General features: G+C 73.9%; 22 protein-coding genes and 1 rRNA gene. 3 read left to right on the top strand and 20 right to left on the bottom strand.

The window, feature by feature from the left end:
• Positions 1–46: 46 nt before the first annotated feature.
• Genes GD748_RS10215 through GD748_RS10200 form a run of 4 tightly spaced genes read right to left on the bottom strand, consistent with a single transcriptional unit; the run spans position 47 to position 3829 of the window.
• On the bottom strand, positions 47–391 hold the full coding sequence (locus GD748_RS10215; RefSeq protein WP_152195124.1) for a non-heme iron oxygenase ferredoxin subunit: 345 nt from the start codon (positions 389–391) through the stop codon (positions 47–49).
• Positions 388–1605: a Fe-S cluster assembly protein SufD gene (gene sufD / locus GD748_RS10210; protein ID WP_152195123.1), complete on the bottom strand. Its 1218-nt coding sequence runs from the start codon at positions 1603–1605 to the stop codon at positions 388–390. Before sufD ends, GD748_RS10215 begins: the two co-directional genes overlap by 4 nt.
• Positions 1605–3056, bottom strand: a complete 1452-nt coding sequence (gene sufB / locus GD748_RS10205; RefSeq protein ID WP_193312914.1) for a Fe-S cluster assembly protein SufB — start codon at positions 3054–3056, stop codon at positions 1605–1607. The genes sufD and sufB overlap by 1 nt, the downstream gene beginning before the upstream one ends.
• Complete coding sequence (locus tag GD748_RS10200) at positions 3056–3829, bottom strand: helix-turn-helix transcriptional regulator (RefSeq protein WP_152195122.1); 774 nt, start codon at positions 3827–3829, stop codon at positions 3056–3058. Before GD748_RS10200 ends, sufB begins: the two co-directional genes overlap by 1 nt.
• A 251-nt stretch (positions 3830–4080) precedes the next feature.
• Here GD748_RS10200 and GD748_RS10195 point away from each other — a divergent pair, with 251 nt between their 5' ends.
• The 3 genes from GD748_RS10195 to GD748_RS10185 all read left to right on the top strand — a co-directional run bounded on the left by GD748_RS10195 (position 4081) and on the right by GD748_RS10185 (position 7086).
• Complete coding sequence (locus GD748_RS10195) at positions 4081–5118, top strand: ABC transporter ATP-binding protein (protein ID WP_152195121.1); 1038 nt, start codon at positions 4081–4083, stop codon at positions 5116–5118.
• Positions 5115–5900 (top strand): ABC transporter permease, encoded by a 786-nt coding sequence (locus GD748_RS10190; protein WP_152195120.1) that lies wholly within the window; start codon positions 5115–5117, stop codon positions 5898–5900. The genes GD748_RS10195 and GD748_RS10190 overlap by 4 nt, the downstream gene beginning before the upstream one ends.
• A 169-nt stretch (positions 5901–6069) precedes the next feature.
• On the top strand, positions 6070–7086 hold the full coding sequence (locus GD748_RS10185; RefSeq protein ID WP_226921144.1) for a COX15/CtaA family protein: 1017 nt from the start codon (positions 6070–6072) through the stop codon (positions 7084–7086).
• On the opposite strand, the gene GD748_RS10180 is transcribed toward GD748_RS10185, so the two are convergent.
• The 16 genes from GD748_RS10180 to rrf form a co-directional block, all read right to left on the bottom strand.
• Positions 7035–7862, bottom strand: coding sequence for an NAD(P)H-binding protein (locus GD748_RS10180; RefSeq protein ID WP_152195119.1), 828 nt, complete (start codon positions 7860–7862; stop codon positions 7035–7037). The two genes, GD748_RS10185 and GD748_RS10180, sit on opposite strands and share 52 nt — an antisense overlap.
• A 251-nt stretch (positions 7863–8113) precedes the next feature.
• Positions 8114–8743: an NUDIX domain-containing protein gene (locus GD748_RS10175; protein ID WP_152195118.1), complete on the bottom strand. Its 630-nt coding sequence runs from the start codon at positions 8741–8743 to the stop codon at positions 8114–8116.
• Positions 8740–10506 (bottom strand): CTP synthase, encoded by a 1767-nt coding sequence (locus tag GD748_RS10170; RefSeq protein ID WP_319593309.1) that lies wholly within the window; start codon positions 10504–10506, stop codon positions 8740–8742. The genes GD748_RS10175 and GD748_RS10170 overlap by 4 nt, the downstream gene beginning before the upstream one ends.
• 75 nt (positions 10507–10581) lie before the next feature.
• On the bottom strand, positions 10582–11742 hold the full coding sequence (locus GD748_RS10165; RefSeq protein ID WP_152195117.1) for a glycosyltransferase family 4 protein: 1161 nt from the start codon (positions 11740–11742) through the stop codon (positions 10582–10584).
• 36 nt (positions 11743–11778) lie between these two features.
• Positions 11779–13422 carry a murein biosynthesis integral membrane protein MurJ gene (gene murJ, locus GD748_RS10160; RefSeq protein ID WP_152195116.1) on the bottom strand — a complete coding sequence of 548 codons (1644 nt, stop codon included), beginning with the start codon at positions 13420–13422 and terminating at the stop codon, positions 11779–11781.
• 1 nt (position 13423) lies between these two features.
• Complete coding sequence (locus tag GD748_RS10155) at positions 13424–14287, bottom strand: hypothetical protein (protein ID WP_152195115.1); 864 nt, start codon at positions 14285–14287, stop codon at positions 13424–13426.
• Positions 14284–15423 carry a copper transporter gene (locus GD748_RS10150; RefSeq protein WP_152195114.1) on the bottom strand — a complete coding sequence of 380 codons (1140 nt, stop codon included), beginning with the start codon at positions 15421–15423 and terminating at the stop codon, positions 14284–14286. Before GD748_RS10150 ends, GD748_RS10155 begins: the two co-directional genes overlap by 4 nt.
• A 21-nt stretch (positions 15424–15444) precedes the next feature.
• Positions 15445–16647 carry a putative cytokinetic ring protein SteA gene (steA, locus tag GD748_RS10145; RefSeq protein ID WP_152195113.1) on the bottom strand — a complete coding sequence of 401 codons (1203 nt, stop codon included), beginning with the start codon at positions 16645–16647 and terminating at the stop codon, positions 15445–15447.
• Positions 16648–16651: 4 nt separating this feature from the next.
• Positions 16652–18373: a DNA repair protein RecN gene (gene recN, locus GD748_RS10140; RefSeq protein WP_152195112.1), complete on the bottom strand. Its 1722-nt coding sequence runs from the start codon at positions 18371–18373 to the stop codon at positions 16652–16654.
• Positions 18370–19209, bottom strand: coding sequence for an NAD kinase (locus GD748_RS10135; protein WP_152195111.1), 840 nt, complete (start codon positions 19207–19209; stop codon positions 18370–18372). The genes recN and GD748_RS10135 overlap by 4 nt, the downstream gene beginning before the upstream one ends.
• Positions 19206–20057, bottom strand: coding sequence for a TlyA family RNA methyltransferase (locus GD748_RS10130; protein WP_152195110.1), 852 nt, complete (start codon positions 20055–20057; stop codon positions 19206–19208). The genes GD748_RS10135 and GD748_RS10130 overlap by 4 nt, the downstream gene beginning before the upstream one ends.
• Position 20058: 1 nt before the next feature.
• Positions 20059–20220, bottom strand: a complete 162-nt coding sequence (locus GD748_RS19505) for a hypothetical protein (RefSeq protein WP_193312913.1) — start codon at positions 20218–20220, stop codon at positions 20059–20061.
• A gap of 40 nt (positions 20221–20260) precedes the next feature.
• Positions 20261–21334 carry an HAD-IIA family hydrolase gene (locus GD748_RS10125; RefSeq protein WP_152195109.1) on the bottom strand — a complete coding sequence of 358 codons (1074 nt, stop codon included), beginning with the start codon at positions 21332–21334 and terminating at the stop codon, positions 20261–20263.
• The gene (locus GD748_RS10120) at positions 21331–22236 is read right to left on the bottom strand and encodes a hypothetical protein (protein WP_152195108.1); all 906 of its coding nucleotides are present in this window, start codon (positions 22234–22236) and stop codon (positions 21331–21333) included. Before GD748_RS10120 ends, GD748_RS10125 begins: the two co-directional genes overlap by 4 nt.
• Entirely contained in the window at positions 22206–23156 is a 951-nt protein-coding gene (locus tag GD748_RS10115; RefSeq protein ID WP_152195107.1) for a hypothetical protein, read from the bottom strand. Before GD748_RS10115 ends, GD748_RS10120 begins: the two co-directional genes overlap by 31 nt.
• 374 nt (positions 23157–23530) lie before the next feature.
• Positions 23531–23647, bottom strand: a 5S ribosomal RNA gene (gene rrf, locus GD748_RS10110).
• Positions 23648–23779: the final 132 nt, after the last annotated feature.

Genomic DNA, 23779 nt, shown 5'->3' with positions numbered 1-23779 from the left:
TAGGTTTCTTCTCTTCCTTGGGGCTTGGGGCCGGAGCGGCGGGGCGTCAGGCGGAGACGTCGGCGGTGGCGTCGACGTCGACCAGGACGCGCTCGCCGTCCAGGGTCACGAGGTAGACGGGCACGGGCTGGGTGGCGGGCAGGCTGAGCGGTCGGCCGGTGCTCAGGTCGAAGGTCGAACCGTGGAGCCAGCACTCGATGGTGCGGCCCTCGACCTCGCCGTCGGAGAGGTTCACCTGCCCGTGGGAGCAGATGTCCGAGATGGCGTGGAAGTCCCCGTCCTCGTCGCGCACCAGCGCGACCGGCAGGGGTGAGCCGTCGGGAGCGTCGAGCTCGAGGCGCATGGCCTCGCCGGGCTCGAGATCCGCGACGTCGGCGACGTGCTCCATCATCGGGCGGCTGCCTCCATGGTGCGGTCCAGCTCCTCCTCGATGGCGGCCATGAGCCGCTCCTGGACGAGCGGGACGCCGATCTGGTTGATGAGCTCGGCGAAGAAGCCGCGCACCACCAGCCGGCGGGCGTCGGCCTCGGGGATGCCGCGCGAGCGCAGGTAGAACAGCTGCTCGTCGTCGAAGCGGCCCGTCGCGGACGCGTGCCCGGCCCCCTCGATCTCGCCGGTCTCGATCTCCAGGTTCGGCACCGAGTCCGCGCGGGCACCCTCGGTGAGCACCAGGTTGCGGTTGAGCTCGTAGGTGTCGGTGCCCTCTGCCTCCTTACGGATCAGCACGTCGCCGACCCACACCGCGTGCGCGCCCTCGCCTTGCAGCGCGCCCTTGTAGGTGGCGCGGGACTTGCAGCTCGGCACGGCGTGGTCGACGAAGAGGCGGTGCTCCTGGTGCTGGCCGGCGTCGGTGAAGTACAGGCCGAGCAGCTCGACGTCGCCGCCGGGGGCGGTGAAGACGGCGTCCGGGGTGATCCGGACGAGGTCGCCGCCGAGCGTGACGACGATGTGCTTGAGCTTGGCGTCGCGGCCCACCTGCGTGCGGTGGTTGGACACGTGCACGGCACCGGCGTCCCAGTCCTGGACGGAGACGACCGTGAGGTGTGCGCCGTCGTGGACGTCGATCTCGACCGTCTGGGCGAGCTCGGCCGAGCCGCGGTGGTCCAGGACCACGAGGGACTCGCTGTGCTGCTCGGCGACGACCAGGACGTGCTGGGCGGCCGGCGCGGCCGCGGTCGCGGCGTCGCCGTTCACGGAGACCATGGTGTGGCGGCCGCCGGTGTGGTTCTTCGGGACGGTGACGACCAGCGCCTCGCCGAAGGACTCCCAGGCGACGGCGGAGATGCGGTCGCCGGGTGCGGAGACCTTCCCCAGGCGCTCGTCGTCGCGGCCGACGTGCTCGACGCGCACGGCGTCGTCGGTCTCGACGGTCACGGCCGGGCCGGTACCGGTCAGCGAGCCCGCGAAGAGCTTCTGGAGCCGGTCGACGGGGCTGAAGCGCCAGTCCTCCTCGCGCCCGGTGGGCACGGGGAAGTGCGCCAGGTCGAACGACGTCGCACGGTCGCCGCGCGAGCTCTCCGGGACGCCGCCCTGACCGTGGGTGTGGGCGGAGTCCGCGGTCGCGCGGGAGTGGTCGGTGGACAAGTTCTGAGTCGTGGCGGTCATCAGCCGACGGCCCCTTCCATCTGCAGCTCGATCAGGCGGTTGAGCTCGAGGGCGTACTCCATCGGCAGCTCACGGGCGATGGGCTCGACGAAGCCACGGACGATCATCGCCATGGCCTCGGTCTCCGCCATGCCCCGGGACATGAGGTAGAACAGCTGGTCCTCGCTCACCTTCGAGACGGTCGCCTCGTGGCCCATCTCGACGTCGTCGACGCGAACGTCGACGTACGGGTAGGTGTCCGAGCGGGAGATCTGGTCCACCAGCAGCGCGTCGCACAGCACGTTGGACTTGGAGTGCGTGGCACCCTCGAGCACCTGCACCAGCCCGCGGTAGGAGGCGCGGCCGCCGCTCCGGGCCACCGACTTCGACACGATGGACGAGGAGGTGTTCGGCGCCATGTGGACCATCTTGGAACCGGTGTCCTGGTGCTGGTCCTCGCCGGCGAAGGCGATCGACAGGGTCTCCCCGCGGGCGTGCTCGCCCATGAGGTAGACGGCCGGGTACTTCATGGTGACCTTGGAGCCGATGTTGCCGTCGATCCACTCCATGGTGCCGCCGGTCTCGACCGTGGCGCGCTTGGTGACCAGGTTGTAGACGTTGTTCGACCAGTTCTGGATCGTCGTGTACCGGACGCGGGCGTCCTTCTTGACGATGATCTCCACGACCGCCGAGTGCAGCGAGTCGGACTGGTAGATCGGGGCGGTGCAGCCCTCGACGTAGTGCACGTACGAGCCCTCGTCGGCGATGATCAGCGTCCGCTCGAACTGGCCCATGTTCTCGGTGTTGATCCGGAAGTAGGCCTGCAGCGGGATCTCCACGTGGACGCCCTTGGGGACGTACACGAAGGAGCCGCCGGACCACACGGCGGTGTTGAGCGAGGCGAACTTGTTGTCACCGGCCGGGATGACGGAGCCGAAGTACTCCTCGAAGATCTCCGGGTGCTCCTTCAGGCCCGTGTCCGTGTCGAGGAAGATGACGCCCTGCTGCTCCAGGTCCTCGCGGATCTGGTGGTAGACGACCTCGGACTCGTACTGGGCGGCGACGCCGGCGACGAGGCGCTGCTTCTCGGCCTCCGGGATGCCCAGCCGGTCGTAGGTGTTCTTGATGTCGTCGGGCAGGTCCTCCCAGCTGGTGGCCTGCTTCTCCGTGGACCGCACGAAGTACTTGATGTTGTCGAAGTCGATGCCGCTCAGGTCGGCGCCCCAGCTGGGCATGGGCTTCTTGTCGAAGAGCCGCAGGCCCTTGAGCCGGCGCTTGGTCATCCACTCCGGCTCGTCCTTCAGTGCGGAGATGTTCCGCACCACGTCCTCGTCGACGCCGCGCCGGGCGTTGGCGCCGGCGTCGTCCGCGTCGGACCAGCCGTACGCGTAGTTGCCGATCGAGGCGATCGTCTCGTCCTGGGTCATGGGTGCGTCGGGCACCCTGACGTCCTGCTGGGTGGGACTTGTCATCAGTTTCCTTCCGTGACGTCGCCGGCCGGCGACGTGGTGGTCCGTGGAAGACCGGTCGTGGCTCCGGGGCGCACCTGGGGGGTGCGTACCGGGACCGGTGCGAGTGGGACGTGGGTGGTGCACACGTGGCCGCCGCCCGCCAGGGTGGCGAGGCGCTGCACGTGCACGCCCAGCAGCCGCGAGAAGGCCTGGGTCTCGGCCTCGCACAGCTGGGGGAACCCTTCGGCGACGTCCTGCACCGGGCAGTGGCCCTGGCACAGCTGCAGGGCCACTCCCTGCGTGCCGATCGTGCGGGTGGTGGCGGCGTAGCCGTCGGCCGTCAGTGCCCCGGCGAGCGCGTGGACGCGGTCGGCGGTGGTGGTGCCCGCCTGCTGCACCAGCGGCCGGTAGCGGCGCTCGAGCTCGTTGATGCGTGCCTCGGCGAACCGGTCGAGCGCCTCCGGCCCGGCGACCTCGACGAGGAAGTCCAGGGCGTGGGTGGCCAGGTCGGAGTAGGCGTCGGTGAGGACGGCCCGTCCGGCGTCGGTGGCCACGTAGTGGCGCGCGGGGCGGCCGCGGCGGCGCAGCCCGGGGCCGCCGGGCTCGTGCACGACGATCTGGCCCTGCTCCTCGAGGTGGGCGATGTGGCGGCGCACGGCGGCCGGAGTCAGCTCCAGGACCCGCGCGAGGGTGGCGGCGCTGACCGGTCCCTGCTCGACTACGAGCTCGAGCACCCGCTCGCGCGTGGTGGCCTCGACGTCGCCGTGGGCAGGACGGTCGTGGGACGAGCCCATGGGTCCTCCCTCGCTTCGGCGGGTGTCGTGCGGCGGAGCGGTCCGGCCGCGGAGACGGGCGCGGTCACGCCTATCGCATTAGGTAACAGTGTCCTTCCTTAAATGGGTTCCCGCAAGGAAGGCGACCCTCACCAGCACTGTGAGCATGGGCACGACGGCGGCCGCGCAGGCCAGGCGGCACCTCGATCCGGCCCGGGGCGGGCGCGGTTCCGGACGACGGGCGGCCGTCATCGGCAGCCTACGCTGTGGGCGTGCCACTTCCCCACGACGCCGTCCCGACGGCAGGCGCCGCGCGCGGTGCCGAGCCCGCGGGCGCCACCACCGCCGGGACCGCGCTCGCCGTGCGCGGCCTGCGCAAGTCCTACGGTAACCGCGAGGTGGTCCGTGAGCTCTCGCTGACCGCCCGGCGCGGCGAGCTCACCGCCGTCCTCGGCCCCAACGGGGCCGGGAAGACGACGACCATCGAGTGCTGCGAGGGCCTGCGGCGCCCCGACGGCGGCACGATCGAGGTCCTCGGGCTCGACCGGGCGGCACGGGGCGCCGACGCCGAGCTGCGCGAGCGGGTCGGCGTCATGCTGCAGGACGGCGGGCTGCCCATGGCACCGCGGGCCGGCGCCGTCCTCGGCCACCTGGCCCGGCTGCACGCGGACCCGCTCGACCCGACGGCGCTCCTCGCCCGGCTCGGGCTCTCCGACGTCGCCGGCACCCGGGTGCGCCAGCTCTCCGGCGGTCAGCGCCAGCGCCTCGCCCTGGCCGGCGCGGTGGTCGGCCGGCCGGAGCTGGTCTTCCTGGACGAGCCCTCGGCCGGGCTGGACCCGCAGTCCAGGCTGGCGGTGTGGGAGCTGCTGCGCGAGCTGCGGTCCGCCGGCACGTCGCTGGTGCTGACGACCCACCTGATGACGGAGGCCGAGGAGCTCGCCGACCACGTGGTGATCATCGACGCCGGCCGGGTCATCGCCGAGGGCTCCCCGGCCGAGCTGACCGGCGGGACCCAGGTTCGCGTGTCCCCGGCGCCGGCCGGCTCCGTGGCCGAGGTCGGCGACGCGCTCGCCACGGTGCTGGCCGGGCACCGGACGCTGACCGTACGGACCGGCCCGGAGTGGGTGGAGGTCTCGACCGCCGACGCCGGTGGACGCGGGCTCGACGCCGGCACGCTCGCCGTCGTGGCCTCCGCGCTGGCCGCGACCGGGCACGGCGACGCGGACGTGTCCTGGCACCGGCGCACCCTGGAGGACACGTTCCTGGACCTGACCGGACGTGCGCTGCGCGAGGCCGAGGAGCCGTCATGACCACGCCGACCACCACCCGAGCGTCCCGCCCGGCCGCCGGCCGCGGCGTGGTCCTGCGTCGTGTGCTGGCGCAGACCCGGTTCGAGACCGCCGCCGTGCTGCGCAACGGCGAGCAGCTGCTGCTGACCTTCGTCCTCCCGCTCATCGCGCTGGTCGTGCTGGTGCGCACCGACGTGGTCGACCTGCCCGGTGCCGAGCGGCCCCCGGCCGCGCTCGCCGGGGTGCTGGCCCTGGCCGTGGCCTCGACCGGTTTCACCTCCCAGGCGATCGCCGTCGCGTTCGACCGCCGCTGGGGCGTGCTGCGCATGCTGGCCACCACTCCCCTGGGCCCGCGCGGCCTGCTGGCGGGCAAGGTGGGCGCGGTGCTGTGCGTGCTCGCCGTCCAGACGATCGTGCTGGTCGTCGTCGCAGCGGTCCTCGGCTGGCGGCCCCACGGCGGCCTGGGACTGGTGCTGGGCGTCGTCCTGCTCATGCTGCTCGGCGCGGCGGCGTTCGTCGCGCTGGCGATGCTCGTGGGCGGCACCCTGCGCCCGGAGGCCGTGCTCGCCGTCGCCAACCTCCTGTGGGTGCTGATGGCGGCCGGCGGCGGGCTCCTGCTCCCGGTGTCGACGCTGCCCGGACCGCTGCCGACGATCGTGTTCCTGCTCCCCTCGGGCGCCCTGGGCGAGGGACTGCGCACGCTGGCCACCACCGGCGTCCTCGACCTGGCCGCGGTGGCCGTGCTGGCGGTCTGGGCCGCGGCCGGCACCTGGCTCGCGGCCCGGTTCTTCCGCTGGGACTAGAAGGCCGATCCGTCCACGAGGTCCCGGAGGGCGCGCCGGCGTCGGCACGGTTCACGCGGGCGGGCCCGACCGCGGCCCGCGCGTGGCTCCTCCGGTGGGACCGAGACCACACCGGAGGGGCCGCACCGGGACCACCGGCGCGCGGGGTGGCCGACGTACCCTTGAGCCTGTGAGCACCACGACCGACGCCGCCCACCGCAGGGAACCCGGACCGGACAGCCCCGGACGTCCGCCCGGCGGCCACGCCGGCACCGCCCGGGTCGACCGGCTCACGTGGGGCCTGGCCGTGGCCAACCTGATCGCCCAGATCGGCATCATCGTCACCGGCGGCGCCGTGCGTCTGACGGGCTCGGGGCTCGGCTGCTCGGAGTGGCCGATGTGCGAGCCGGGCTCGTTCACGCCGGTCTTCCACGAGGCGACGTCGATCCACCCGTACATCGAGTTCGGCAACCGCACGATCACGGGCGTGCTCACCGTCATCGCCGTGGCGCTGCTGTGGGCCGTGTACCGGCGCGAGCCGGTCGCCTCCCGGCCCGGGGGTGTGAAGGCTCTTGCCTGGGTGGTCCTCGGCGGCATCGCGCTGCAGGCCGTCATCGGCGGGATCACCGTCTGGGTGGACCTCCACCCGGCGATCGTCGGCTCGCACATGCTGATCTCTCTCGCGCTGGTCGCGGTCTCCGCGTACCTGCTGGTGCGGCTGCGCTCGGCCGACGGGCCCGCGCGCCCGCTGCTGGCAGGGCCGGCCCGCGTCCTGCCCTGGCTGCTCGCGACGCTCGCCGCGCTGATGGTGGCGCTGGGGACGGTCGTCACGGGCACGGGTCCGCACTCCGGCGACGAGGACGCGGCGTTCCGCTACGCGCTCGACCCGCTGATCGTCACCCGCGCGCACGCCCTGTCGGTGTGGCTGTTCGTCGCCGTCGCCGTGGCCGGCGCCGTGCTGCTGCTGCGTCGGCGCACGGACCCGAGCCTCGACGGCGCCCGTCGAGCGTGGTGGTGGCTGCTGGCCGTCACCCTTGCCGAGGGCGTGATCGGCTACACGCAGTACTTCACCGGGCTGCCCGAGGTGCTGGTCGGTCTGCACATGCTCGGCGCCGCGCTGGTCGTGACCACGGCGACGTTCGCCTGCAGCGGCCTCTACTCCCGCTCGGAGTCCCACGCGCCGGCCGCGGCCGCCTCGGCGGCGTAGGTCCGGAAGTCCTTCGGTCGGCGGCCGGTGACCCGCTCGACCGTGTCGTCCGCCACCGCGTCACCGCTCCGGCGCAGCGCGTCGAAGGCAGCGACCTCCGCGAGCACCTCCGCGCGGTCCCGCCCCAGCCCGGTCATGACGTCGACGTAGGCCTCGGCGTCGCCCTGGTACCGAACCGGCCTGCCCACGGCCTCGGCGACGATCCCGACCGCCTCGCCGAAGCTCAGGGCCTCCGGCCCGCTCAGCTCGTACGTGCGGCCCTCGTGGCCCTCCTCGGTCAGCGCCGCGACCGCGACGGCGGCGACGTCGTCGGCGTCGTTGAGGGTCTGGCGCACGTCGCCCAGCGGGAGCACGACCTCGCCACCGGCCACCGCGTCCCGCAGGAAGCCCTCGTCGAAGTTCTGGTCGAGCCAGTCCGCGCGCACGACGGTCCAGCCCACGCCGGCGGCCTTGACGGTTGCCTCGGCGTCGAGCAGGCGCTGGTCGCCCATGACGTCGATGGCCTTGCTCGACAGCAGCACGAGACGTCTCGCGCCCTGCTCGACGGCGCGGCCGACGAACCGCGGGTCCACCTCGACGCCGTCCGGCGCCAGCAGGAACACGGTCCGGCAACCTGTCAGGGCTGCGTCCCACGTGTCCGGGTCCGTCCAGTCGAAGCGCACGGGGCCCGTGCGGGACGCGACCGCGACCTCGGACCCGCGGGCGCGGAGCTGGTTCACCACCCGTCGGCCGATAGTGCCAGTTCCGCTGGTGAGCAGGATGCGTTGGGTGCTCATGGACCGATCGAATCATCCACGGGTGACAGACCACCTTCGCCGGGAGCGGTCTTGAGCCCCGCTCGGGTGTCTCGCACCCGTAGCTGCCAGCCCGGCGCAGGCGGCATCCGCAGCCGGCGAGGTCGCTGAAGTGGTTGCTATGGCGACCACATCAGCGACCTCGCCGACGCAGGCCAGCGCAGCCAGTCGCCTGCCCAGCCCAGCGCAGCCAGTCGCCTGCCCAGCCCAGCGCAGCCAGTCGCCTGGCTTGCTCAGCGCAGCCAGTCGGAGCCGACAGCGCGCAGCGGGGCCCAGTCCTGGGCCCGGGCGCTGGCCGCGGCGAGGATCCCGACGACGGCGCTCGGGTTGTGGATGCGCCCGGCGTGCACGGCGGTGACCGCCTCGCCCAGGGGCACCCAGACGAGCGGCATGTCCCGCTCCTCGTCCTCGCGGGCGTGGCGCTCGTCGTCGCCGACGTCGGTGAGGTCGCGGGCGAGGTAGACGCGCAGCGACTCGCTCGACCCGCCGGGCGTGGTGAAGTAGTCCACCAGCACGTCCCAGCGGGCGGCGCGCAGGTCGGCCTCCTCGTAGAGCTCGCGGGCGGCTGCGGCCTCGTAGTCCTCGCCGGCCACGTCGAGGAGCCCGGCCGGGATCTCCCAGAGCAGTGCGCGGACCGGGTGGCGGTACTGCTGGATGAGCAGGACCTCCTCGGCACCGGGCTCGCCGCGCATCGCGAGGATCGCCACCGCGCCGGGGTGGGCGAGGTACTCGCGCACGACCGGGGCGCCGTCGCCGGGGTCCAGCCGGACCTCGTCGGCGACGAGGTCGAAGACCCGGCCCTCGTGCAGGCGGGTGCTCGCGACCACCTCCCGGGAGGCGTCCCGGACGTCCTGCGGGGTCATGCCCCCTCGGTCTCCGACACCGCGCCGACCGGCACCTCGTGCTCACCCTCGCCGTGCTCCGGCGTCTCGACCTCGAGCAGGCGGGTGGCCCGCTGACGCTCCAGGGCCGCCCCGACCAGGCCGGCGAACAGCGGGTGCGCACGCGTGGGCCGGGACTTGAACTCCGGGTGGGCCTGGGTGGCGATGTAGTACGGGTGCTGGGCGCGGTCGAGCTCGACGAACTCGACCAGCGAGGAGTCGGGCGAGCGCCCGGAGACCAGCAATCCGGCCTCCTCCAGCGCGTCGCGGTAGGTGTTGTTGACCTCGTAGCGGTGCCGGTGCCGCTCGGTGACGCGCTCGGAGCCGTAGACCTCGGCGGCCAGCGACCCGGCGGACAGGACGGCCTCGTAGCGGCCCAGGCGCATGGTGCCGCCCAGGTCGCCCTCGCCGCCGACGATCGCGAGCTGCTCCTCCATCGTGGCCACCACGGGGTCGGGGGTGCCCGGCTCGAACTCGGTGGAGCTGGCCTCCGTCAGCCCCAGGACGTTGCGGGCCATCTCGATCACCATCGCCTGCAGGCCGAGGCAGATTCCGAGGGTGGGGACCTGGTTCTCGCGGGCGTGACGCAGGGCGCCGAGCTTGCCCTCGATGCCCCGCACCCCGAAGCCGCCGGGCACCAGCACGGCGTCGACGCCGTCCAGGGCCGCGCGAGCCCCCTCGGGGGTGTCGCACGTGTCGGACGGCACCCAGCGGATGTGGACCTTCGCGCGGTGGTGGAAGCCGCCGGCGCGCAGCGCCTCGGTGACGGAGAGGTAGGCGTCGGGCAGGTCGATGTACTTGCCGACCATGGCGATCTCGACGTGGTCCTTGGGGTGACGGACCCGCTCGAGGAGCCGGTCCCACACGGTCCAGTCGACGTCGCGGAAGCTCATGGCCAGGCGGCGGACCACGTAGGCGTCCAGACCCTCCGCGTGCAGCACGGCCGGGATCTCGTAGATGCTCGGGGCGTCCTGGCAGGTGATGACCGCCTCGCGGTCGACGTCGCACATCGAGGCGATCTTGGCCTTGACGCCCTCGGGGAGCTCACGGTCCGAGCGGCACACCACGGCGTCGGGCTGGATACCGATGGAGCGCAGCTCGGCCACCGAGTGCTGGGTGGGCTTGGTCTTCAGCTCGCCGCTGGCGGCCAGGTACGGGATCAGCGAGACGTGCAGGAAGAAGACGTTCTCGCGGCCGATGTCCTGCCTGACCTGGCGGGCGGCCTCCAGGAACGGCAGGGACTCGATGTCGCCGACCGTGCCGCCGATCTCCGTGATGATCACGTCGGGGGCCTCCTCGCCGTCGGCGGGCTCGGCCTGGGCGCGCATGCGCGCCTTGATCTCGTCGGTGATGTGCGGGATGACCTGCACGGTGTCGCCGAGGTACTCCCCGCGCCGCTCCTTGGCGATGACGGTGGAGTAGACCTGGCCGGTGGTGGCGTTCGCCTTGCCGGACAGCTCGACGTCGAGGAAGCGCTCGTAGTGGCCGATGTCCAGGTCGGTCTCGGTGCCGTCGTCGGTGACGAAGACCTCGCCGTGCTGGAACGGGTTCATCGTGCCGGGGTCGACGTTGATGTACGGGTCGAGCTTCTGCATCGTGACGCGCAGACCGCGGGCGCGGAGCAGGTGGCCGAGGCTCGACGCCGTCAGCCCCTTCCCCAGCGAGCTCGCGACGCCGCCGGTGACGAAGATCTGGCGGGGGATGCTGGCCTGGTTCCCGGGAAGCCGGGCGGAATGGTTGACCACGGACTTCGACACTAGCAGGCCGGACCCACGACACGCCCGGGAAGGACGCCTAGGGGCGCTGTGCCCTCGCCCACGTCAGGAGTAGACGGCGTGGAGCTGGGCGAGGACGTCCGCGGGGCCGGGCAGCCGGGCCGCCTGCGCGCGGGCGGCGTCCTGCAGGCGGGCGCGCAGGTCGTCGTCGGCCAGCACGTCCCGCACCGCCGCGGCCATCGCGGCGGCGTCCCCGCCGGGGACGAGCACCGCGGCGTCACCGGTGACCTCGGCCGTGCCGCCGACGTCCGTGGCGACCACCGCCGCTCCTGCGCGCAGCGCCTCCTGCACGGCGATGGGCTGGCCCTCCCACGTGGCGGTGGAGGCCACCACGTCGGCGACGGCGAGCAGCTCCGGGACGTCGTCGCGGCGGCCGGCGAGGAGCACCGGGAGGTCCTCCGCCCGGATGCGCCGGTCGAGCTCGGCGCGCAGCGGCCCGTCCCCCACCACGACCCAGCGCCACCCGGCGGTCGCGGCGGCGTGACGGCCCGGACGGGCGGCGCCCTCGGGCCCGGGGGCGGCGAGGCGTGCTGCGGCCTCGAGCAGGGTGCCCAGGCCCTTCTGCGGGGCGAGCCGGGCGACGGTGAGCACGAGCCGCTCTCCGTCGGCCAGCCCGAGCGTCCGGCGCACCGTGGCGGCGTCGACCCCGGCCGGCGGGCGGACCGGCGCCGGGACGAGGGCGCGGTCCACCTCGCGGGCGCCGCGGTCCCGCATGCGGGCGACGAGGTCGCCGCTGACGCCGAGGACCACGTCGGCACCGCCAGCCACGACGCGCTCGAGGACGGCGGAGACGCGCTGCACCCTCGCGCCGCCGACGGGGAGGTTGTGCAGCGTGACGACCAGCTTCGGGCGGTCCGGCAGGGTCCGCACGGCCAGGGCGGCGAGCGCGCCGGCGCGGAGCCCGTGGGCGTGGACGACGTCCGCCCCCGCCGCCAGCCCCCGCAGCCGTGCGACGGCGGCCAGGTCCTGCGGGCGGGGCCGGTCGGCGATGTCCACTACCGCGGTGCGGACCCGGCCGGCGCCGCGGGTGCCCTTGTGGCCGAGCGGGGCGAGCACCTCCGCGGGACCGGCCAGGACGACCCTCGTCGACGTCGTGCTGGGCAGGGCACCGGGCGGCTGCTCGCCGGCGGCGAGGAGGGCGCTGATCTCCCGCGCGTGGCGTGCGACGCCCCCGGCGCTCGACCCGGTCACCTGCAGCACCCGCATGCTCGTCCTCTTCCCTTCGGCAGGCCTCAGTATCGCTCAGCCCTTCCTGGCGGTCGCGCCGGGCTCCTGGGGCGACGCGTCGTGGGACCATCCCCGCACCCGCCAGGTGCCCCGGTCCAGCACGGTGACGGCCACCGCCGGCAGTGCGGCCCCGACCAGGGCACCGGCCAGGGCGCCGACCACCCCGCCACCGAGGCCCGTCCCCACCGCGTCGAGGGCGGCGTCGGCGACCAGGCGGCCCCCGACCGCGCCGAGCACGGCACCGGCGCCGGCGACGCCGATGGTGCGTGCCATGCCGGTCAGGACGCCCGGCCCGGCGGCGCGCCGCAGCGCGAGGAGGAGCAGGAGCCCCGCCACGACCATGCCGATGCTGGACGCCGCGGCCAGGGCGGTCAGCGTGGCGGGCCCGTCGCCGCCGTCGGGAGCGAGGACGAGGACACCGAGCCACGAGGCGAGGGAGACCACGCCCCAGCCGGTCGCCGTCGCCAGGACGGCGGCGCGCCCCTGGTCGACGGCGTACAGGGCTCGGCTGAGGTGGAAGATCAGGGCGTAGCCGACGATGCCGGGGGCGAACCAGGTGATCGCCGAGGTCATGCCGGCCATGTCGTCACGCAGGGAGAACACCGCCGTCGCGGCCGGGGCGACGGCGACCAGGATCGCCAGGCCGACCAGCGAGGCCGCCACCACCAGCCGTGTGGAGCCGGCGGCCATGACGGCGAAGCCGCCGCGGTCCCCGGTGCCGGCCCGCTCCGACAGCCGTGGGAAGACGGCCGTGGACAGGGGCACGGCCAGCACGGCGTACGGCAGGAAGTAGACCGCCTGGGCGTAGCTGTAGATGTTGATGGTGCCGGTCTCGCCGTAGGTGTTGGCGAGGTAGAGGACCACCAGGACGCTGAGCTGCTGGGCGAGCAGGGCACCGAGGCCGGCGGCGGCGAGGTGCCGGGCGCGCCGGGCCACGCCGGGCGGGAAGCGCAGGGCCGGTCGCAGGCGCACCCCCGTGCGCAGCACCGCGGGGAGCTGGCAGAGGCTCATCGCCGCGACGCCGGCGGTGGTCCCCCAGGCGAGCCAGGCGACGGCGCTCGTGGCCAGGGCGGCCGGGTCGTCCTGCCGTCCGGCGGCGAGGGCACCGAAGACGACGTACGAGCCGATGACGATCACCGAGGACAGCAGCGGCGCGAGCGCCGGCCAGAAGAACCTCTTCTGCGCCTGGAGCACCCCGGAGAGGATGACGCCGACGCCGTAGAGCGGTATCTGGAGCGCGAAGACCCGCAGGAACCTCTCGGTCAGCTGCCGCACGGCGGGATCGCCGTCGCCGCCGAGGAGCAGCCCGGCGACCGGGCCGGCCGTGAGGGCGACGAGCGCGGCCAGCGGGAGCAGGACGAGCAGCGCCCACCCGAGCAGCGCCGAGGCGGTCCGGTCGACGTCGGCCCGCAGGTGCCGCGCGAGCGGGACGGCCAGCAGGGGCACGACGGCGCCGGCCAGCGCCCCGCCGGCGGCGACCTCGAAGAGGACGTTGGGGATGCGGTTCGCCGTCTCGTAGGCCTGCGCGGAGGCGGAGGCGCCCAGCGTCCAGGACTGGACGAGCCAGCGCACGAAGCCGACCGCGCGCGAGAGCAGGGTGAGCACGGCGATCATGCCGGCGGCGCCCAGGACCCCGCCCGCCAGCCCGCGGATCCTCATGTCAGGACCGGCGGCCCAGGGCGTCGAGCCGGGACAGCGCCCCGGTGGTCTCGATGACCCGCGAGAAGCTGACCTTCTCGCTGAGCAGCGTCAGGGCGACGACGCCGGTCAGCGCGCCCACCCGCAGCGTCCGGGAGGGATGGGCGGCCAGTGCGGTGCCCACCAGGGCGCCGACGGCGTTGGCGCCTGTGTCGCCGAGCATGGTGACCTCGCCGAGGTCGTCGGGCAGGGCGGCCCCGGCCACCCCGAGAGCTGCCGCGGCGACGGCTGCGGAGCCTCTCGGAGCGGTCAGGGCGAGCGGGCCGGAGATGAGGGTGGCGACCTTCAGGGCGCGCCCGGGCCGCAGGTCGAAGAGGTTGTGCAGGTTCGCCGTGCCCGCCACGATCGCCGCTCCGGCGAGCGTCTCGGCGGCGTGGAGCACGGGGCCCGAGCGGCGCGGGGTGGCCAGGGCGGCGGCGAGCAGCGCGCCGGCTCCGATGCCGGCGATCTTCAGCGCGCCGGTGGTCACCCGGCCCCGGGCGAGGGCGCCGAGGTGCCCGCGCAGGCCCTTGGTGCGCTCGGCGGTCGTGTCCTCGCCGAGGTCGTCGACGAGCCCCATCGCCGCCCCGGCCGCGGCCGCCACGGCGCCCGCGGCGCAGGTGCGCGCGGTCGCACCGCCGGAGATCCCGGCCGCCGCGGCGCCCGCCCCCACGGCACCGGCCCCGACGGCTGCACCCCCGAGCAGCGTGACGGTCCGGCCGGCGTAGTTCGTGCGGTCCCACCGTGCTCGGCCGCCGGGCGGGCGGGACTCGAGCGCCGCCGCGGCCACGCTCGTGGCCGCGGCGCCCAGGAGGGCAGGCGGGATCAGCTCAGCGAGTCGGCTCATGCCGCACCGTCGGCCTGCTCCCCGGTGGCGGGCTCGCCGGCGGCCGCTGCCCCCCCGTCGGCCGCCGTCTCGCCGTCGGCCGGCTCGGCCCCCGACGTCTCCCCGTCGGCCGGCTCGGTCTCTGCGCCGTCGGCCGTCTCCTCCTCCGTCGGTCCGACGGGTTCCGGGGAGATGTCGACCCGCGGCGGCACCGGCTCCTCCGCCCCGGTCTGGAAGCCGTAGGCGTTGACGCTGCCGGATATCGCGACGGCGACGGCCAGCGGGCCGGAGATGGCGGCGGTGATCTCGCTGACCGAGTCGACGGTCGTGACCGTGCCCGCGGCCGTCTCGTCCGCCCGGAGGGCCGTGACGAGGTCGAGGTCGGTGACGGCGGAGCCGACGGTGACCGACCCGCGGCCGGTGGCGGCGAGGGCCTCGGCCAGGTCCACGTGGGCGGCGAGCACACGGGCGGCGGCCTCAGCCTCGTCGGGGTCGGCTTCCTCGTCGGGCACCTCGGCCGGCCTGGGGCCGACGAGGACCGTGGCGTCCGCCGGGGCGGACGGCTCGGCCGTCAGCGTGACGAGCGGCGCCTCTGCCGAGGTGAGCAGGTCGAGCAGGGTGGCGGCGTCGCTGCTGAGCGCGTCCTCACCCTCGCTGTCGGTCAGTGCGTGCCCGAGTGCGTGGCCGAAGATCGTCTCGGTGCCGGCGTCGTCGGCGGGGGCCGGGTCGAGGTAGCCGAGGAGCTGGCCGGCGAAGGTCTGACGGAACGACTCGGTCTCGGGGTCGGTCCACGCCTCGGTGACGGCGACCTCGCCGACGACCTCCGCGCCGGACTGGCCGAGACGGTCACGCAGGTTCTCGACGTCGTCGCCCACGGTGCCGGGCAGCGTCACGATCGCCACCCGCTGGTCGGTGAGCACGTCCTCGAGCAGGACCGGGGCCGAGGCCTCGAGGTAGGTGGTGCGCTCGGTGACGTTGACCTCCGCGGCCTCGAGCTCGCTGCGCAGCCGCTCACGGTCCGCACGCAGGTCCTGGACCTGGCCGGTGAGGGTGTCGCCGATGGTGTCCCGCAGCGGTCCCGCACCGAGGACGATCCCGACGGCGAGCGCCAGGAAGACGGCGATGAGGGAGACGAGGTGGTATCGGAAGTCGATCATCGGTTCTTCTCTCGAGCAGGGTCAGGTCGTCGGCGCGGATGGGGCCAGCCCCACCAGCGACCGGAAGAAGTTGACGACGTCGTCGAACCAGGCGCCGGAGAGGCCGAAGATCGTCTGCCCCACGTTCGTCGCCGCCAGGGCGACGAACAGCGCGAGGAGACCGGCCAGGGCGAGCAGGACGAGCTGCCACGTCGAGATCCGGGTGCGGTACAGGCGCGAGACGCCCTTGGCGTCGATGAGCTTGCCGCCCACCCGCAGCCGCGTGAGGAACGTCGACGCCATGCCGGAGCGGCCCTTGTCGAGGAACTCGATGAGGGTGTCGTGGGTGCCGACGGCCACGATCAGCTCGGCGCCGGAGTCGTCGGCGAGAAGCATCGCGATGTCCTCGCTCGTGCCGGTGGCGGGGAACACGACGTGCTCGACGCCGAGGTCCTCCATGCGCTTCTGGCCGGGGGCGCGACCGTCCCGGTAGGCGTGGACCACGATCTCCGCGCCCGAGGACAGGGCCTTGTCGGAGACGGAGTCCATGTCGCCGACGATCATGTCCGGCCGCAGGCCGGCCTCGAGGATCGCGTCGGCACCGCCGTCGACGCCCACGAGCAGCGGGCGGTACTCGCGGATGTAGGACCGCAGCATCGCGAGGTCCTCCTTGTAGTGGTACCCGCGCACCACCACCAGGACGTGCCGCCCCTCGAACGAGGTCCGTACCTTCGGCACGCCGATGCCGTCGAGGAGCAGCTCCCGCTCGCGGCGCACGTAGTCCATCGTGTTCGCCGCGAACGCCTCGAGCTGGGTGGACAGGCCCTCCCGGGCCTCGGCCATGTTGGCCTCGATCACCTCGGCGTCCTGCACGGTGCCCTCGGCCACGAGCGTCGCGCCGGAGCGGACCTCGGCCCCCTCGACGCTGAGCAGCTGGCCCTCGCGCACGGACATGATCGCCGGGCCGAGGTCGTCCACGAGCGGGATGCCGGCCTCGAGCAGGATGCCGGGGCCGAGGTTCGGGTATCGCCCGGAGGTGGACCTCGCGGCGTTGAGGACGGCGAGCGGCCGGCAGGCGACGAGCGCCTCGGCCGAGACCCGGTCGATGTCCTCGTGGTCGATGACGGCGATCTCGCCGGGCTTCAGCCGCTTCGTCAGGTTCTTGGTGCGGGCGTCCACCCGGGCAGGCCCGGTGGTCCCGGACCCGTCGACGACGTCGCGCCGACGCCGGAAGAGTGCACTCACCGCCTCATAGTTGCACGGCCGCACTCTCGAGGAGCTCAGCGGCGTGCCGACGGGCGGTGTCCGACTCGTCCTGCCCGGAGAGCATCCGGGCGAGCTCGCGCAGCCTGTTCTCGCCGTCCACGCGGATCACGTCGGTCGCCGTGACGACGTCCTGCGAGCCCGGTGTGTTCTTGCTCACCACGAGGTGCCGGTCGGCGAAGGCGGCGACCTGCGCGAGGTGCGTGACGACGACCACCTGAGCGCCGCGCGCGAGCTGGGCGAGGCGGCGTCCGACCTCGACGGCGGCACGGCCGCCGACCCCGGCGTCGACCTCGTCGAAGACGAAGGTGCGTCCCGTCCCCTCGGCCGGTGCGGCCCCGGCGAGCGCGACCTCGATGGCGAGCATGACACGCGAGAGCTCACCGCCGGAGGCACCCTGGCCCAGCGGCCGGGCGGGCGCGCCGGGGTGGGCGGCGAGGAGGAGCTCGACGGACTCTGCGCCGTGGGGACCGAGCTCGTCGAGCGGGGTCAGGCGTGCGCTCAGATGGGCACCGGTCATGGCGAGCCCGGCGAGCTCGGCGTCGACCTCCTCGGCGAGGCGCTCGCCGACGGCGGCGCGGGACGCGCTCAGGGCCGCCGCGGCCTCGACGGCCTCGCCCTCCGCCCCGCCCAGCTCCGCGCGCAGGCGTTGTGTCGTGTCCTCGGGCCCGTCGAGGTAGGCGAGCCGCTCGCGGGCCTGCTCGGCCCAGGCCAGGGCGGCGTCGACGTCGGGCCCGTGCAGGCGGGTGAGCTCGGTCAGCGCGGCCCGCCGCTCGTGCACCCAGGCCAGGCGGTTCGGGTCGGCGTCGAGGGAGGTCAGGTACGAGGAGAGCTCGGTCGCGACGTCGGAGACGAGGTAGGACGCCTCGGCCAGGCGCGACGCCCAGCCGTCGAGCGTGGCGTCGTCGCGCGCGCCCTGCTCGAGGCTGCGCCGGGCGTCGTCGAGCAGGGTGGTGGCGTCGAGCACCTCGGGGCCGCCGGCGTCGTCCCCGCCGGTGAGGGCCTGGTGGGCCCGTCCGGTGGCCGCCCGCAGCTCCTCGACGTTGCCGAGCCGGGCCGCCTCGTCGCGCAGCGCGTGGTCCTCCCCGGGCTGGGGCTCGAGGGCGTCGACCTGCTCGAGGCCGGAGCGCAGGCGCTCGATCTCCTGCTCGCGCTCACCCGCGGCCTGCTCCCACCGGGCCAGCTCTTCGCGCGCGGCGACGAGGTCCGCCCAGGCCCGTCGGTAGGTCTCGAGGAGTGCGGCGTGCGGCTCGCCGCCGAAGGCGTCCAGGGCCGCGCGCTGCTGCGCCGGTGCGCGCAGCCGGAGCTGCTCGGACTGCCCGTGGACGGTGACGAGCTGCTCACCGATCTCGGCGAGCACCGCGTACGGCACGGTACGCCCGCCCAGGTGTGCGCGGGAGCGGCCGGAGACGGGCACGGTGCGGGCGGCGATGAGCTCGCCCTCCTCGACGGCGGCGCCGGCCTCGTCGGCCCGCCGGGCGGCGGGTCCGGCGGGGTCGACGGTGAAGGTGCCCTCCACGACGGCCCGCTCGGCGCCCGTGCGCACGAGGACCGGGTCGGCCTTGCCGCCGAGGAGGAGGTCGAGGCTGGTGAGCACCATGGTCTTGCCGGCCCCGGTCTCGCCGGTGATGACGGTGAAGCCGGGCGCCAGGTCCAGCTCGGCGGCCGCGATGACGCCGAGGTTCTCGATCCGTACCTGTTCGATCACGGCCGCTCCCTGCCGCCTCGCCATCCCTGCACCGGCAGGTCGAACTTGGCGACGAGCCGGCCGGAGAAGGGAACCTCGTTCAGCCGGGCGAGGCGCACCGGGTGCGCACCGCGGCAGACGGTGATCCGGGAGCCCGGCGGGGCGTCGATGGTCCGGCGGCCGTCGCACCACACCACGGCGCCGGCGTCGCCGTAGGGCAGGACCTCGACCTCGAGCACGGACGCCGGCCCCACGACCATCGGCCTGGCGAAGAGCGCGTGCGCGGCGATCGGGACGACGAGCAGCGCCTCCACGTCCGGCCACACGACGGGTCCGCCGCCGGAGAACGCGTACGCGGTGGAGCCGGTGGGGGTGGCGAGCACGACCCCGTCGCACCCGAAGGTCGACACCCCGAGCCCGTCGACGCCGATGGCGGCCTCGACCATGCGGGCTCGGGCGCTCTTCTCCACCGCCGCCTCGTTGATGGCCCACCCGCCGCGCTCCTCACCCGTTGGGGTGGTGACCACCACGTCGATGGTCATGCGCTCCTCGACGGTGTAGTCCTCGGCGACGGCGCGGGCGACGACGTCGGGCAGCGTCTCGGGCTCCGCCTCGGCGAGGAAGCCGACGTGGCCGAGGTTGATGCCGAGGAGCGGCACGTCGTGGACGCGGGCGACCTCCGCGGCGCGCAGGATGGTGCCGTCGCCGCCGAGCACCATGACGAGCTCGGCCCCCTCGGCGGCGCCGTCGCGCACCACCTCGATGCCGTGCTGGCGCAGGTCCTCGCTGACCCTGTCGGCAGCGGTGACAGCCTCGGGTCTGCCCTCGTGCGTGATGACGAGGATGCGTCTGCTCATGGCCCCTCCCCCTCGGGCTCGTGCGACCGCCCGGCGGGACCGGTGCGGACGGCGTCGGCGACGGCGTCGGCGAGTGCCTGGCCGCGCAGCGCGCGCGGATGCTCACGCCGCAGGGCGACGAAGTACTCGACGTTGCCGGACGGGCCCGGCAGCGGGCTCGGCACGACGGCCCAGGTGTCCAGCCCCAGCTGTGCGGCGGCTGCCGCGACGTTCAGCACCGACTCCTCGTGCAGGGCGGTGTCCCGGACCACCCCGCCGTGGCCGAGGCGCTCCTTGCCGACCTCGAACTGCGGCTTGACCATGAGCAGCAGGTCGGCCGCGGGCGCGGCGCAGCGACTCAGCGCCGGCAGCACGAGCGTCAGCGAGATGAAGGACATGTCGCCGACGACGACCTCCGGCGCCGGCGCCACCTGCTCGGGCTCGAGGGTGCGCACGTTGGTGCGGTCCAGGACCGTGACACGCGGGTCGGACTGCAGGGTCCAGGCGAGCTGGCCGTACCCGACGTCGACGGCGACGACGTGCTCGGCCCCCCGGCGCAGGAGCACGTCGGTGAAACCCCCCGTGGAGGCGCCGGCGTCGAGACACCGGCGCCCGGTCACGACGGGCGCGGCAGGACCGAGCGCGTCGAGCGCACCGGCGAGCTTGTGGGCGCCGCGGGAGACGTAGTCGTCGAGCGACGGGGTGTCGACCCGGACGGCCTGGGCGGGGTCGACCTGCCGGGCGGGCTTGGTGACGACCTGGCCGTCGAGCAGGACGTGCCCGGCGGCAAGGAGCTCGGCAGCGTGCTGGCGCGACCGGGCGAGCCCCCTCCTGACCAGCTCGGCATCGATGCGGACGAGTCGGGCCACGTCAGCTCTCGGCACTGCTCAGGCGGTCCGACAGGTGCTCGTGGATGGCGTCGAAGACGGCGACCTGATCGGCGAGGGCGGAGCTGTCGATGTCGTCCAGGAGCGTGAGCGGGTCCTCCGTGGGCAGGCCGGCACCGGGCCGCTCGGCGGAGGTCTCTTCCATCCCTCGTTCCTTCCTCGTGCTCGGGTCGCGCACTGGAAGGCTATCGCGGCGCGACGACCTCCAGCGCTGGCACCTGCTCGGCTGTGAGTCCGGTCCCTCCGTCCGCCGCCTCCCACGCCGCCGCAGCGAGGCAGCGCCAGGCGTCGAGCGAGACGGTGACGGGCGAGCTGTCGGCCTCCAGCGCGATGGTGCGCTCACCGACGCGCATCTCCAGGTGCGGCTCCGTGCCGGCGATCCGGGCGGCCGCCGCACCGCAACGCCACCAGCCGTCGTCGTCACGGAGGGGCGCCGGGTGCGGCTCGACGAGCCCGCGCAGGTCCAGCGCCAGGAAGCTCGGACGCTCCTCCGGCACGGCCAGCACCACGTCCCGGGCGTCGCTGACGCCTGTGAGCACGTGCAGTCCCGGGATCCCGGCCGCACGCGCACCGGCGAGGTCGGTGTTGAGACGGTCACCCACGGCGAGCGGACGGCTGCTGCCGGCTCGGGCGACCGCCTGGTGGAAGATCTCCGGCTCCGGCTTGCCCGCGGAGACGGGGACGACGCCGGTGGCGTTGGTGACGGCGGCGACGAGAGACCCGTTCCCCATGGCCATCCCGCGCTCTGTGGGCAGGGTGGCGTCCAGGTTGGTCGCCACGAACCGGGCCCCGGCACGGATCGCGTAGACCGCCTCGGTCAGATCGCGCCAGCCGACGTCCGGGGAGAATCCCTGGACGACGGCGGAGGGGTCGTCCGCCGCGCTCTCGGCGAGCCGGAAACCGGCCTCGACGAGCGCGGAACGCAGGCCGGCTCCCCCGACGGGGAGCACGACCGAGTCCCGAGGAAGGTCCTGGGAAAGGATCGCGGCGGCGGCCTGCGACGAGGTCATCACCTCGTCCGTGCGCGCGGGGATCCCCAGCCCGACGAGCTGGTCTGCCACCGTCTTCGGCTCGCGCGCCGCGTTGTTCGTCACGAACATCATGCGCTGCCCGAGCTCGCGTGCGGTGGCGACCGCCTCGTCCGCACCGTCCACGGGTTGGTCCCCGCGGTAGCAGACGCCGTCGAGGTCCATCAGGGCGACGTCGTAGGCCGCGGCGAGGGGCTCGGTGGAGGCCAGCAGGCCCCGTGCCTCAGTCATGCCCGCTCCTCCGGCGCGGCCTCTCCGAGGCCCGGCTCGAGCTGCTCCGACGGCTCCGTCTCCGGTTCGTCGTCGGCCTCCGCTGCGTCGTCGGCCTCCTCTGCGGTACGCGCGGGGTCGGAGTCCGGCTCGTCGAGGTCCGCGGCGCCTTCGGATCCGGTCTCGTCAGACTCATCGGTAGCGCCGTCAGACTCATCAGTAGCGCCGTCAGACTCGTCGGCAGCGTCGTCAGACTCGTCGGTATTCCCGGCGGGTCCTACGGCGGTCGCGGAGTCGGCCGCCAGGTCCTCGTCGTCCCCGAGGTCCATCACGACGATGTCCTCCTCGGGCTCCGGTCCGGCCGCGGCGCGTACGGCCTGCGCCTCATCGGCGCGCCCGAGCTCGTCGAGGCGCTCGGCGCGGACCAGGGAAACACGGCGTTCGAGCTCTGGTTGGGTGATCCGACCGACGAGGGCGGACTCGAGGACCAGCAAGCCGGCCTCGTGCTCGCCGAGGTCGGCCCGGGCACCGCTCGCAACGATGGCGAGCTCGACGCGATCCTCTTCGGACAGCGACTTCGGGTCCGTCTCGGCGACGATGCTGAGCGCGCGCTCGGGCCGGCCCAGCCCGCGTTCGCAGTCTGCCTCCATGGGGCGGTGCGCATCGATCCCCGACAGCCGGCGCACGGTGCGGAGCTCACGGAGAGCCTCCGCGTAGTTCCCCGTGGCGTAGGCGGTCAGGGCAAGCGCCTCGCGCACGACGTCCACGCGACCCGCTCGACGCATGGCAGCCTGGGCGTGCTCGTACGCGACGTCCGGCTCGTGGTCGATGAGGCGTCCGGCCATCACGAGGTGCCGCGCCACGAGGTCGGCGTTGTTCTTGCCGAGGGTCCTCAGGCGGGCACGCGCACCCCGGTCGAGCATCTGAGGTTCGACGTCCTCGGGAATGTTCGGTTCGTCGGGGCGGTCGTCCCTGCGGTCGAACCGCTCGGTGTGTCCGTCGGCCGGACGCGAGAAGCCGCCTCCGCGCCTCTCAGCGTCCCGACGGGGTCCGCCGCTGCGCCCGCCGCCCTGGAAGCCGCGGTCACCGTCGCGGCGGGGATAGCCCCCCTCACGCCGGTCACCGTCACGGCGGGGCGCGCCACCACGACGCTCAGCCCCCTGGTAGCCACCCTCACGACGGTCGCCATCCCGACGGGGATACCCGCCCTCACGACGGTCGCCATCACGACGGGGCGCGCCACCACGACGCTCCGCCCCCTGGTATCCGCCCTCACGACGGTCACCATCACGACCGGGATACCCACCCTCACGACGGTCACCGCCACGACGGGGCGCGCCACCACGACGCTCCGCCCCCTGGTATCCGCCCTCACGACGGTCACCATCCCGGCGGGGATACCCACCCTCACGACGGTCACCATCCCGGCGGGGATACCCACCCTCACGACGGTCACCATCCCGGCGGGGATACCCACCCTCACGACGGTCACCATCACGACGGGGCGCGCCACCACGACGCTCAGCACCCTGGTAGCCACCCTCACGACGGTCACCATCCCGGCGGGGATACCCACCCTCACGACGGTCGCCATCACGACGGGGCGCGTCGCCGCGACGCTCGCCGCCCTGGTAACCACCTCGGCGCTCACCATCGCGGCGTGGATAACCGCCCTCACGACGGTCAGCATCACGACGGGGCGCGGCGCCGCGACGCTCAGCACCCTGGTAACCGCCCTCACGACGCTCACCATCACGACGGGGATAACCCCCCTCACGACGGTCGCCATCACGACGCGGCGCTTCGCGACGCTCTCCGCCCTGGTGCCCACCTCGGCGCTCACCGTCACGGCGCGGATAGCCGCCCGATCGCCCGCTCTGGCCGCGCTCGCTCTCGTCGCGTGGCGACGACGGCCGCGCAGCTCCCCTCGCCTGACGACGCTCCGCTCGCTCACGGAACGCAGACGAGGCTGGCTGCTGCGGGTCAAAGCGCCGCGGCTCGCCCTTGGGTGCACCGGAACGGCGACTGTCGGAGCCTCCGCGACCGGATTCCTCGCGACGGGGACGCTTGGCGTCCTCTCCCTCGTGCTGGCTCGACATGAGTCCCTCTATTGGTTTGGTGAGGCCGCAACCGCTGGGGCCCGGCTGGTGCGAAGTCAATTCTGCGGAAACGCCAAGAAGGCCGCAACTGTGAAGTTGCGGCCTCCTTGGAATGGGTGTTCGGCGGTGTCCTACTCTCCCACACAGTCTCCCGTGCAGTACCATCGGCGCTGAGGGGCTTAGCTTCCGGGTTCGGAATGGGACCGGGCGTTTCCCCCTCGCTATGACCGCCGTAACTCTATGGAGATGTTCGACCCAACCAACTGGTTGTAGGGGCGTATCTCGGGAACCGTACAGTGGACGCATAGCATTCTTGTTTCTTCCAAAACAGTGTTTTGGTGTGTGGTAAGTTGTCGGCCAATTAGTA

Origin of the sequence: Georgenia subflava (assembly GCF_009193155.1) — a bacterium.
Lineage (GTDB): Bacteria > Actinomycetota > Actinomycetes > Actinomycetales > Actinomycetaceae > Georgenia > Georgenia subflava.
Note: the sequence above shows the minus strand (reverse complement) of the source record. Positions and strands in the feature narration are given on the sequence as shown.

Excerpts from the sequence above, each read along its gene's own strand:
- GD748_RS10215 (WP_152195124.1), bottom strand. The coding sequence starts at position 391 with ATGATGGAGCACGTCGCCGACGTCGCGGATCTCGAGCCCGGCGAGGCC.
- sufD (WP_152195123.1), bottom strand. The coding sequence starts at position 1,605 with ATGACCGCCACGACTCAGAACTTGTCCACCGACCACTCCCGCGCGACC.
- sufB (WP_193312914.1), bottom strand. The coding sequence starts at position 3,056 with ATGACAAGTCCCACCCAGCAGGACGTCAGGGTGCCCGACGCACCCATG.
- GD748_RS10200 (WP_152195122.1), bottom strand. The coding sequence starts at position 3,829 with ATGGGCTCGTCCCACGACCGTCCTGCCCACGGCGACGTCGAGGCCACC.
- GD748_RS10190 (WP_152195120.1), top strand. The coding sequence starts at position 5,115 with ATGACCACGCCGACCACCACCCGAGCGTCCCGCCCGGCCGCCGGCCGC.
- GD748_RS10180 (WP_152195119.1), bottom strand. The coding sequence starts at position 7,862 with ATGAGCACCCAACGCATCCTGCTCACCAGCGGAACTGGCACTATCGGC.
- GD748_RS10175 (WP_152195118.1), bottom strand. The coding sequence starts at position 8,743 with ATGACCCCGCAGGACGTCCGGGACGCCTCCCGGGAGGTGGTCGCGAGC.
- GD748_RS10165 (WP_152195117.1), bottom strand. The coding sequence starts at position 11,742 with ATGCGGGTGCTGCAGGTGACCGGGTCGAGCGCCGGGGGCGTCGCACGC.
- murJ (WP_152195116.1), bottom strand. The coding sequence starts at position 13,422 with ATGAGGATCCGCGGGCTGGCGGGCGGGGTCCTGGGCGCCGCCGGCATG.
- GD748_RS10155 (WP_152195115.1), bottom strand. The coding sequence starts at position 14,287 with ATGAGCCGACTCGCTGAGCTGATCCCGCCTGCCCTCCTGGGCGCCGCG.
- GD748_RS10150 (WP_152195114.1), bottom strand. The coding sequence starts at position 15,423 with ATGATCGACTTCCGATACCACCTCGTCTCCCTCATCGCCGTCTTCCTG.
- GD748_RS10135 (WP_152195111.1), bottom strand. The coding sequence starts at position 19,209 with ATGAGCAGACGCATCCTCGTCATCACGCACGAGGGCAGACCCGAGGCT.
- GD748_RS19505 (WP_193312913.1), bottom strand. The coding sequence starts at position 20,220 with ATGGAAGAGACCTCCGCCGAGCGGCCCGGTGCCGGCCTGCCCACGGAG.
- GD748_RS10125 (WP_152195109.1), bottom strand. The coding sequence starts at position 21,334 with ATGACTGAGGCACGGGGCCTGCTGGCCTCCACCGAGCCCCTCGCCGCG.
- GD748_RS10120 (WP_152195108.1), bottom strand. The coding sequence starts at position 22,236 with ATGCTCGACCGGGGTGCGCGTGCCCGCCTGAGGACCCTCGGCAAGAAC.